Raw genomic sequence first — 10944 nt, 5'->3', positions numbered from 1 at the left:
AACGCCTTTGCGTTTCAACTAAAACGCAAGTGCATTTAAGACAAAACGCAAGGACGCTTGATGTGAAACGTCCTTGCGTTTTGTTTATACCAAAAACCACCGTGAAAAACACTATTCCGCAAGTGTTTTTCCCTTCCTGCGAGAATAAGCCAAATGCTTCGGGCTGCCAATCAACTGAGCTGTATAAATGCCGGTATGACCGGAGAAAAGATAAGCTACCACACAAGCTATGCCTAAATAAAGACCTGGCTCTGCCCCGAAAAGTTCAATTCCCATCAACGTACAAGCAATGGGGGTATTTGTTGCTCCGGCAAACACAGCTACAAAACCAATTCCAGCCAATAGCCCCATCGGAAGGGGTACCACAGCCGACAACGCACTGCCTAAGGTGGCTCCCACAAAGAACAAAGGAGTAACTTCACCCCCCTTGAATCCGACTCCGATAGTGAAAGTGGTAAACAAAATCTTCAGCAGAAAATCATACCACATCTGCTGCTCCGAGAAAGAAGCCACAATGGTAGGTACACCCAAACCGATATATTTCGTCGTTCCTATTATCCAGACAGCTGCAGCTATCGCAAGTCCTCCTATCAGCGGGCGGAAAGGTGGATAACTGATGCGTTTGGCCATTCCTGACCAAAAACCGATGGAACGTGAAAACAACATGGCAGCCAGTCCGAACAGAATACCTGCACCAATAGTCCACAACAAATTAGACGCATCCGGAAAAGGAACTTCAGAAACCACATAGTGCGTATGTTCCACTCCCCACGCATGGCAAACCATACTGGCGACGGCAGCCGAAAGAAAGCTCGGCAAGATAGCTTCGTAACGCATACGTCCTACCACAATGACCTCCAAGCCAAAAACAGCCCCTGCCAGTGGAGTACCAAACACAGAAGCAAAGCCAGCACTGATACCAATTGCTACCATCAGACGATGGTCTCTGCGACGCATACGAAACAGACGGGAAAACTGGTCGGCTATAGCTCCTCCCATCTGTACACCAGTACCTTCTCGTCCGGCAGAACCACCAAACAAGTGTGTCAATACAGTTCCAATATATACCAAAGGAGCCATACGGAAAGGAATAATATCATGAGGAGAACGGATTTCTTCAATCAGATAATTATTGCCGCGAGAAGCTGTTCCTGCCCAGTAATGATACATCAAGCCGATAAGCAAACCGGCCACTGGCAAAAGAGCAACTATCCAAAGATGGTGTTCGCGATACTGTGTAGCCCACTCCAGAGATACCAACAGCAAGGCAGAAGCCGACCCAATACAAACCCCTGACACAACTGAAAGGAAAAGCCACTTACATAAATAAAGGAGTAACGGAAACTGTTCAAACTTCCACCAGTAATTCTGATTTCTTAAAGTCTTCATATTTTTCTAAGTTTTCTTGTATCCATATCTCAAGTTTTCGCAAAAACCAAAGCCAGAACTCTTTCACATAGCATGGATACAGACATAGCCCTCCCTGTCGGTCTAAAAAAGAGACCTGCTCCGGTAGGAACTATCAGCTACTTCATTAGCGGTTTATCACAGGGAAGTCCCATTCCCTTGATTCGAAAATCGGCTGCAAAGATATAATAAAATCCGTAAACAAAAAACTGTTCCCCGACTCTCGTCGGAGAACAGCCACAACACAAACACAAAATAAAACACGACAAAACTACTATGCAAAAATACAACTCCCTGCTTTCATTTCTGATGAAAATCAGCGGCCGTCCATTATCTATATCACATACACAAGAACCGCAAGAGCTGTATATTACATGTAACGTTCATAAAATATCTTTAGTTCAGTATTTTTTATTTTATTAAGAATTCTATTTACATGATACCTTTTTCACGGAGGTGAACCTGCCATTTCCATGCAGAACGTAAGGTATCTTCGATAGAAGTTTCAGCTTTCCATCCTAATTCAGAGTTTGCATAAGAAGGATCAGCCCAAACCTTTACAATATCACCTGCACGACGAGGAGCAATCTGGTAATTCAACTTCACGCCGGTAGATTCTTCAAACTTATGAATCAGTTCCAATACAGAAAGACCACGGCCTGTACCTACATTGAATACTTCAACTTTATCTTTCTGCTTGTCTTCCAAAATACGATTCATGGCAATTACGTGTGCCTTAGCCAAGTCTACTACGTAAATATAGTCACGAATACAAGAACCGTCAGGAGTATCATAATCATCACCGAATACGCTCAGTTTTTCACGGATGCCCATTGCAGTCTGAGTAAGATAAGGAATCAAGTTCTGTGGAACACCATTCGGAAGTTCACCGATTAAAGCTGTAGGATGTGCACCAATCGGATTGAAATAACGCAACATCACTGCATGAATAGGAGAACCAGAAGCAATGGTATCACGGATAATTTCTTCATTAATCTGCTTGGTATTACCGTAAGGAGACTCGGCCTTCTTAATAGGAGCTGCTTCTGTTACAGGCAACACATCCGGCTGACCGTATACCGTACAAGAAGAAGAGAAAATAATGCCTTTTACTCCGTGTTTCGGCATCAGTTCCAACAAGTTAATCAATGAAACCAAGTTGTTACGATAATACAGCAACGGTTTCTGTACAGATTCACCTACAGCCTTGCTTGCTGCAAAATGAATGATACCCTGAATACCTGGATATTTAGCAAAAACATTATCCAAGCCTTCATAATCAAGACAATCTACTTTTTCAAAAGCCGGACGTACACCTGAAATCTGTTCGATGCTGTCTACTACATCAGCGCGCGAATTGGAAAGATTGTCCACAATTACCACTTCGTAACCGCTATTCTGCAACTCAACTACAGTATGAGAACCGATATATCCAGTTCCACCTGTCACGAGAATTCTTTTTTTCATAACACTAGGGTTTTCTTATATTTAACTCCTTTATTAAAGTCATTTACTATATCTCTACAAAAGTAGAAAAAAGGATTGAAATGTCCATGTACCTCCCATTAAAAAATTAAAAAAGTGTTATTCGGAATATACCAAATAACACTTTTCCAATATGTTGCTGTCAAAAAGACAGAATTAATTCAAACCAAACAGCACTGCCAGTCCTTTATCTACGCCCGAGAAACCCATGAATGCCATAGCCAGCAAACCGGCTGTGACCAATGCGATACTCATTCCTCTCATACCTTTCGGAATGTTTACCAGGCTCAACTGTTCGCGAATACCGGCAAACACAATCAGCGCCAAAGCAAATCCTAATGCAGTAGAGAAAGCATATACTACTCCAGTCAGCAAATCATAATTTTTCTGGATTACCAGGATAGTCACACCCAGGATACAGCAGTTAGTTGTAATCAAAGGCAAGAACACTCCCAATGCCTGATACAAAGAAGGAGAAACCTTTTTCAAGATAATTTCTACCATCTGAACCAATGCGGCAATAACAAGGATAAAAGCAATAGTCTGCAAGTATCCCAATCCGAAAGCATCCAATACAAACTTTTGGATGACATACGTCACGATGGTGGCCAGCGTCAACACGAAAGCTACCGCTGCTCCCATACCCATGGCAGTTTCTACTTTCTTGGAAACACCCAGGAACGGACAGATACCCAAGAATTGTGACAACACCACGTTGTTCACAAAGATTGCGGTAATAAATATCAATATATATTCCATATCTTTCTATTTTTAAGGGTTATGCTTTTTTCAAGCGGTTTACAATCGCAATAAGGTATCCCAATACGATGAATGCACCAGGAGCCAATACGAAAATCAGCATTCCATAATCTTCCGGCATAATGGCAATGTTAAACAATTTGCCAGTTCCCAGAAATTCACGTACACCACCCAGTAAAGTCAAGGCAATGGTAAATCCAAGTCCCATACCCAAGCCATCAAAGAAAGAAGACAAAGGGTTATTCTTAGCCGCAAACGCTTCAGCACGTCCCAGCAAAATACAGTTTACCACAATCAACGGAATGAACAATCCCAATGTAGCGTACAATGCCGGTACGTATGCCTGCATCACCATCTGAAGCAAGGTTACGAACGAAGCAATTACCACCACAAAAATAGGAATACGTACCATGTCGGGCACCAGATTCTTAATCAGAGAAATCACCACGTTTGAGCAAATCAGCACAAACATAGTGGCCAATCCCATTCCCATACCATTGATAGCAGATGAAGTTGTACCCAGGGTCGGACACATACCTAAAAGGAGTACAAACGTAGGATTCTCTTTTACAATCCCATTCATTAACACTTTAAAATTATTCATAGCCTGTCCTCCTTATTTAACGGGTTCCACATTCGTTGTATCACTGACTGCTTCTTCAGCCGGCTGTTCCTGCTGAGTAGCTCCGCTGGCTCCATCTACATGCTGATTCTTATAAGCTGCATATGCATTGTTTACAGCCAGCAAGAAAGCACGTGATGTAATAGTAGAGGCCGTAATAGCATCAATCTCTCCTCCATCCTTGCTGACAGTTAAAGGAGCTTCACTCGGATTTTTTCCGGTAATATCACCTTTGGCTCCCTTCTTGAACCAGTCGGCAGCCTTTGATCCAAGGCCCGGAGTTTCCGCATGACTCAAAAGAGAATAATCAATGATCTTACCTTCATTGTCAAAACCGACCAACACGGTCAGCGCTCCACCAAAACCGTTGGCAGCTGATTCTACTGCTGCTCCGATAGGCTGTCCGTTTTTAGTCGCTTTGTAAATCTTATAAGTGGCACCATTGACTTCTACGGTTTCAGGAGCTTCAGCCGGATTGTTATCAAAACCGGGAACTACTACTGCAATGGCATCACTCAAAGTCTTGGCATTCGCCTGAGCAATAGGTTCAGCAGTCACATCGTTCACCCAGCCCAGCAAACCTCCGGCCACTACAGAAAATCCGGTCAGTGCCAGAGCCATATTCTTTAAAGATGATTCTAGTTTTTTCATTTCTTCACTACCTCCCCGAAACGTTTTGGTTTGCAATATGTATTAATCAACGGAGTGAATGCGTTCATGATGAAAATAGCGAACGACATACCTTCCGGATAGGCACCGAAAGTACGGATTACCACTGTCAGGAAGCCGATAGCTACACCGTAAATCAACATACCTTTGTGAGTCATAGGTGAAGTCACATAATCTGTAGCCATGAAAATCGCACCCAACATCAAACCTCCAGTAAACAGATGTGCCAATGGAGAAGCATACACTGTAGGATTAGCCAAGTGCATCAGACCAGAGAATACGAATACGGTTGCCAGAATGGAAACCGGAATATGCCAGGAGATAATCTTTTTCCACAACATATAGACGAGTCCCAGCAACAAAGCTAAAGCACTTACCTCACCGATACAGCCCGGATTGTTACCCAAGAACAAAGACATGGTATCAGGCAACTGGCTCAATGCATTTGCATCACCATGTACTGCCATCTTCATCAATGCCAACGGAGTAGCAGTAGTTTCCGCATCCGTATAACTGGTCAGCTGACCGACTACCGGCCATGAAGTCATCTGTACAGGGAAAGAAATCAGCAGGAAGATACGTCCCACCAAAGCCGGGTTGAACGGGTTACACCCCAATCCACCAAAAGTCATCTTTCCGATACCGATAGCTACCAGCGCACCGATAATGATAATCCACAACGGCAGGTTAGAAGGCAGGTTAAATGCCAGCAACACACCGGTCAGGGCAGCCGAACCGTCCATGATAGTAGTACGTTCGCGCTTCAATATGAATTTGGTGATAGCCCATTCAAAGAACAAGCATGCAATGACAGAAGTCAGTGTCACCACCACTGCTCCTAAACCAAACATGTAGAAAGATACAAGCAAGGCCGGTATCAGCGCAATCAATACGCCGTACATGTTTTTCTGTACACTGTCGCCACTATGTACATGCGGCGATAAGGATACTATTAATTTGTTTGCCATAAGATTCTCAAATTATTTTTTTGCATTACGTGCACGGATGATACCGCCCACCTTACCTTTACCTAAACGGATGTAATCCAACATCGGACGATGAGAAGGACATGTAAACTGGCATGAACCGCATTCGATGCACGACATAATCATTTCGTGTTCCACACGTTCCCAGTCGCCATGAGCCGAACAAGTAGCCAACAAGTAAGGTTCCAGTCCCATCGGACAAACGCCTACACACTTCGCACAACGGATACATGGCTGAGGTTCTGCACGGCGCGCTTCCTTATCGTTCATAATCAGTACACCAGAGCTACCTTTACAGATAGGTACTTCAGTATTTACCAAAGCCTTACCCATCATCGGACCACCACCGATTACCTTTCCGGTATCTTCCGGCAGACCTCCGGCAGCTTCAATCAACTGGCTCATCGGAGTACCCATACGAGTCAGGAAGTTAGAAGGATTCTTCAATGACTTACCGGTTACCGTTACCACACGTTCAAACAAAGGTTTATTCTTCTGTACAGCTTCGTATACTGCATACGCAGTACCTACATTCTGTACCACTGCACCTACATTGATAGGAATAGCAGGAGGAGCCGGCACCTGGCGACCGATTACAGCATCAATCAACTGTTTTTCACCTCCCTGAGGGTATTTCACTTTCAAAGGTACAATTTCAATACCCGGGTAAGCGGCTGCCTTTTCTGTCATCAGCTTAATGGCATCCGGTTTATTGCTCTCAATACCGATATAGGCTTTGTTTACCTTCGCTCCCTTCATCAGAATCTGTACGCCTACCAGGATTTCATCTGCTTTTTCCAGCATCAGACGATGGTCGGCAGTCAGATAAGGTTCACATTCTACGGCATTGATAATTACACATTCTGCCTTACATCCGGGAGGAGGAGTCAGTTTCACATGAGTAGGGAAACAAGCACCACCCATACCTACGATACCGGCATTCTTGATTTTTGCGACAATTTCTTCCGGAGTCAGGTTGCATTCCTTTACCAAATCCTTGCTACGGTCGATTGTTTCTTCCCATTCATCACCTTCTACGTCAATGAAGATGGCAGGCTTGCGATAGCCACTTGCATCAATTACGCTATCTACCTTGTTTACCTTTCCAGACACGGAAGAGAAGATAGCTGCCGAAACAAAGCCTCCCGCTTCGGCAATCTTGGTACCCACCTTTACCACATCGCCTTTCTTTACAATGGCAGTGGCAGGCGCACCAATATGCTGAGACAACGGGAACACCGCCTGCTTAGGAAGTGCAAGCGTTTCAATAGCTTTCCCGGCTGACAATTTATTTTCTGCTGGATGAACTCCACCAATTCTAAACGTCTTCACTTTTATGTTATTTAGTATTATACAATTATAAGATTAAGCCTCTGTATTCTTTGGAGCTTCGGCAGCCGGAGCTGTAGCCGGAGTTACCGTTTCATTCTTTACGGTTTCAGTTTTCGGACTGGCTGCTACAGTTTTCTCTACAGCCGGTTTTTCTGCTGCAGGAGCTTCTGCCTTCGGTTTACGAGGAGGGAAGTTCACTGCGACAATAGCCTGCTGTGGACATTCCATCTCACACTTACGACATGACTTACATTTAGCCGGGTCGATATAGGCCAAGTTGTTCTCCAATGTAATAGCTTCAAATGGACAAACCTTTACGCACTTACCACAGCCGATACAAGCTGCTGCACATGCTTTACGAGCTACAGCACCCTTGTCCTTGTTGACACACTGTACGTACACTCTGCGGTTGTCCTTTCCTTTCGGACGAATCTCAATGATGTTACGCGGACAAGCCTTGCTACAAGCACCACAAGCCGTACATTTTGATTCGTCTACTTCAGGAAGTCCTGTTTCCGGATTCATGTGAATGGCATCAAACTGACAAGCTGATACACAATCGCCACATCCCAAACAGCCAAAGGTACAACCGGTTTCACCTCCGAAAGTAGAATTAGCTACCACACAAGAACGTACTCCGTCGTACTGAGTCAGTTTCGGACGGTTAGCACATGTTCCGTTACATCTCACTACCGCAACCTTTGGTTCTGAAGCAGTTGCTTCCAGCCCCAAAATACTTGCGACCTTCTCCATAGTAGGCTGACCACCTACCGGACACATTTTCCCTTCCAGAGAACCAGCTTTCACACAAGCAGCTGCAAAACCGGAACATCCCGGGAAACCACATCCACCGCAATTGGCCTGAGGAAGCACTTCTGCCACCTGAGCAATTCGAGGATCTTCATACACAGCAAATTTCTTAGAAGCCACGTACAAGATAACAGCTGAAATCAAGCCAATGGCACCCAGTGAAATCACTGCAACCAAAATTAAACTCATAATATAAAGTTAGTTTATTAATTATTAATTGATTCCAAAACAAACACAAAAGTACGTCTGAATTTCTCCCGGCAAAAGAAAAGTATCAGATAATAAGGTATAAGCATACACAAAGATGCAATGGAAGAAACGGCCTCATCCCCTCCCGTAAAATACATAGCGACAAAAAGAGAAACGAGCAACACCACAAAAGGAAAAACAAAAGCCCACATTACAGCTTTCATCCCCAGGGATGTCGCTCCGCTTATCATGACTTGGCTCCCGACCTGACAGGCGAGACCAGACTTATTGTATACATCTATCAGTTTCTCCTTCGATTCAGCTGCACTGCAATGCCCTTTTATGCTACACGCAGAACAAGCCGATGTCTGTACAATCCTCACCTTCAAGTAAGAACCGTTAATGCTTTCCACAATACCTAGATGTTTTATTTTATCAGTCATTTTTGCAAACCACACATTACAAATGTGTGGCAAATGTACGATAAATATTGTATTGTTGGTAACGTTAACGAGGAAAATCTGCTTAAAAAAATTAAATTCACCAAGACCTGTTCAGAAATCCGGCAAATTACTACTCCTCCAACTTAATTCACAATTGTATATCCAGCCTCTAACAGTGCATTACGAATAAGTGAAATATGCTCTGCGTTACGAGTTTCCATTACAAGCCTTAGGAAACAGGCAGTCACATTACTATTATTATTATTTCGCTCATGAAGTACGGAAATAATATTCCCCCCCAAACGAGCCACAATAGTAGCCACTCCCATCAGTTCTCCAGGTTTATCATGCAAATCAAGCGTTACAGTATAAGAGCGGCCGGACATATCCAACCCACGTCCAATCACACGACTCAAGATAGTCACATCAATATTTCCTCCCGACACTACGCAGATTGTTTTCTTTCCTGTCACCGGAACCTTATTGAACATAGCAGCCGCTACCGCCACAGCCCCAGCCCCTTCAGCAATAAGTTTCTGCTGTTCCATCAATGCTAAAATAGCGGCACAGATTTCATCTTCTGTTACAGTCACAATACCATCCACATACTTACTGCACAAATCAAATGTATGCTCTCCCGGTTCCTTTACTGCAATACCATCTGCAATCGTAGACACTGAAGATAAACATTCACGACGTTCATGTTCAATAGACCGCAACATACTCGGAGCACCCTGCGCCTGCACACCATACACCTTTACATCAGGCTTTAAAGATTTCAACGCATAAGCCACACCAGATATAAGTCCTCCTCCACCAATAGGCACTATCACTACTTCCACATCTGGAAGCTGATTTAACAATTCCAATCCAATTGTACCCTGCCCTGCAATAACGTATTCATCATCAAAAGGATGAATAAACGTATAACCTTTTTCTTCCTTTAACTGTAAGGCTTTTTGATAAGCATCATCATATACTCCCGGAACCAGACAAACATCGGCCCCATAACGCTTAGTAGCTTCCACTTTAGAAATAGGAGCACCTTCCGGAAGACAAATCAACGATTTTATACCATGTTTCGTTGCACCAAGCGCAACCCCTTGTGCATGATTCCCTGCAGAACAAGCAATTACTCCACGAGACTTTTCCTCCTCTGTCAGGCAGGAAATTTTATAACACGCACCACGCAATTTAAACGAACCTGTATACTGCAGATTTTCCGGTTTCAAATAGATCTGACTCTCATTGTTTATCTGAGGAGCATATATCAAATCCGTTCTTCTTATCACATTTTTCAAGGCAAATGACGCCCTATAAACACAATCCAATGTTAACATAAAGATAGATTCTTATTATTTTTTCCGCGCAAAAGTACAAAAAAAGTCGAATTTCAAAAGAAATAAAAAAGAAAAAGGCATTCAAATGCAAACTTCATTCGAATGCCTTTTTCTAATTATTCATCGTCCTTTAAAAAAGTTATATCAATTCCTCTTTCCCTCAATAGTCTCTGAAGCTTCTCTAACAGCTTCTTGCAAAGTTTGAAACAAGTCGATTTACTGATATTCCTCTTTTCAGCCGCTTTTCTAAAACTTAAGTTATGAAAAAAAAGATCCTCTATCAACTCTCTTTCAAAAGGAGTAAACGATTGAAGTATATTCATTATTTCTATATATATACGTTCACATTTCAATAATTGTTTCTCCCTTCTATAAAAAGTCTTTTCCGACACAAACACCTGTGCTACATTATCTTCAAGAGCAACTAGTACAGGAGCATTCTTTTTTCTCCGATAGTAATCATTTACCATATTAACAGCTATCGTCATTACCCATTGAAAGAAATGCCCTTGCTCATAATATGATTTATCCAATCCCTCCAATACTTTCAACAATACTTCCTGACGTAGATTATACACATCCTCTATATTATGAACATGCATCTTAATATACTTCTCTACCATCAATGAGCATCTATGATAAAGAATATACTCTTCACTATCGGACTCCTCATTACGATAGGCGAATTTAGGCCTATCAGTCAAACGGATTTTACCCATTTTGAAATTTTTTTAAATCTTGCTTATCCCCATACACAGAGATAAGCAAGAGAGTTAATACATATTTTTATAATCTCAAAATGAAAAATTGTCACACTTTCAAAGAATTTGCAAGCTCCTTAGTCTTTAAAATTTCATTTACGTAACAAACGTATATATTTTTGTCTAATTAAACAACATTTT

At 42.6% G+C, this 10944-nt stretch carries 11 protein-coding genes and 1 riboswitch; all 11 genes read right to left on the bottom strand.

Features of this window, described 5'->3' with window-relative positions; genetic code table 11:
* Window positions 1-111: 111 nt before the first annotated feature.
* Window positions 112-1389 (bottom strand): voltage-gated chloride channel family protein, encoded by a 1278-nt coding sequence (locus WKT20_RS16490; protein ID WP_340417744.1) that lies wholly within the window; start codon window positions 1387-1389, stop codon window positions 112-114.
* A 117-nt stretch (window positions 1390-1506) separates the two neighbouring features.
* Window positions 1507-1575, bottom strand: a riboswitch (Fluoride riboswitch).
* A gap of 264 nt (window positions 1576-1839) precedes the next feature.
* Entirely contained in the window at window positions 1840-2874 is a 1035-nt protein-coding gene (gene galE / locus WKT20_RS16485) for a UDP-glucose 4-epimerase GalE (RefSeq protein ID WP_007561426.1), read from the bottom strand.
* Between the two features lie 174 nt (window positions 2875-3048).
* On the bottom strand, window positions 3049-3651 hold the full coding sequence (gene rsxA, locus WKT20_RS16480; protein WP_007561423.1) for an electron transport complex subunit RsxA: 603 nt from the start codon (window positions 3649-3651) through the stop codon (window positions 3049-3051).
* Window positions 3652-3670: 19 nt separating this feature from the next.
* Window positions 3671-4255: an electron transport complex subunit RsxE gene (gene rsxE, locus WKT20_RS16475; protein WP_007561420.1), complete on the bottom strand. Its 585-nt coding sequence runs from the start codon at window positions 4253-4255 to the stop codon at window positions 3671-3673.
* Window positions 4256-4267: 12 nt separating this feature from the next.
* A complete protein-coding gene (locus tag WKT20_RS16470; protein ID WP_340417743.1) occupies window positions 4268-4924 on the bottom strand; it encodes an RnfABCDGE type electron transport complex subunit G in 657 nt (218 codons plus the stop codon).
* Window positions 4921-5910, bottom strand: a complete 990-nt coding sequence (locus WKT20_RS16465) for an RnfABCDGE type electron transport complex subunit D (protein WP_007561416.1) — start codon at window positions 5908-5910, stop codon at window positions 4921-4923. The genes WKT20_RS16470 and WKT20_RS16465 overlap by 4 nt, the downstream gene beginning before the upstream one ends.
* 12 nt (window positions 5911-5922) lie before the next feature.
* Window positions 5923-7260 (bottom strand): electron transport complex subunit RsxC, encoded by a 1338-nt coding sequence (rsxC, locus tag WKT20_RS16460; RefSeq protein WP_118243000.1) that lies wholly within the window; start codon window positions 7258-7260, stop codon window positions 5923-5925.
* A 33-nt stretch (window positions 7261-7293) separates the two neighbouring features.
* Window positions 7294-8259, bottom strand: a complete 966-nt coding sequence (locus WKT20_RS16455; protein ID WP_340417742.1) for a Fe-S cluster domain-containing protein — start codon at window positions 8257-8259, stop codon at window positions 7294-7296.
* Between the two features lie 17 nt (window positions 8260-8276).
* A complete protein-coding gene (locus WKT20_RS16450; RefSeq protein ID WP_195203912.1) occupies window positions 8277-8702 on the bottom strand; it encodes a SoxR reducing system RseC family protein in 426 nt (141 codons plus the stop codon).
* Window positions 8703-8845: 143 nt separating this feature from the next.
* Window positions 8846-10042: a threonine ammonia-lyase gene (gene ilvA / locus WKT20_RS16445; RefSeq protein WP_117700480.1), complete on the bottom strand. Its 1197-nt coding sequence runs from the start codon at window positions 10040-10042 to the stop codon at window positions 8846-8848.
* A 116-nt stretch (window positions 10043-10158) separates the two neighbouring features.
* The gene (locus WKT20_RS16440) at window positions 10159-10761 is read right to left on the bottom strand and encodes a sigma-70 family RNA polymerase sigma factor (RefSeq protein ID WP_117700479.1); all 603 of its coding nucleotides are present in this window, start codon (window positions 10759-10761) and stop codon (window positions 10159-10161) included.
* Window positions 10762-10944 lie beyond the last annotated feature (183 nt).

It is taken from the genome of Phocaeicola sp. ICN-14070 (assembly GCF_037892625.1).
GTDB classification, from domain to species: Bacteria; Bacteroidota; Bacteroidia; order Bacteroidales; family Bacteroidaceae; genus Phocaeicola; species Phocaeicola plebeius.
The sequence above is the reverse complement of the archived record's forward strand: the minus strand, read 5'-3'. Positions and strand labels throughout refer to the sequence as shown.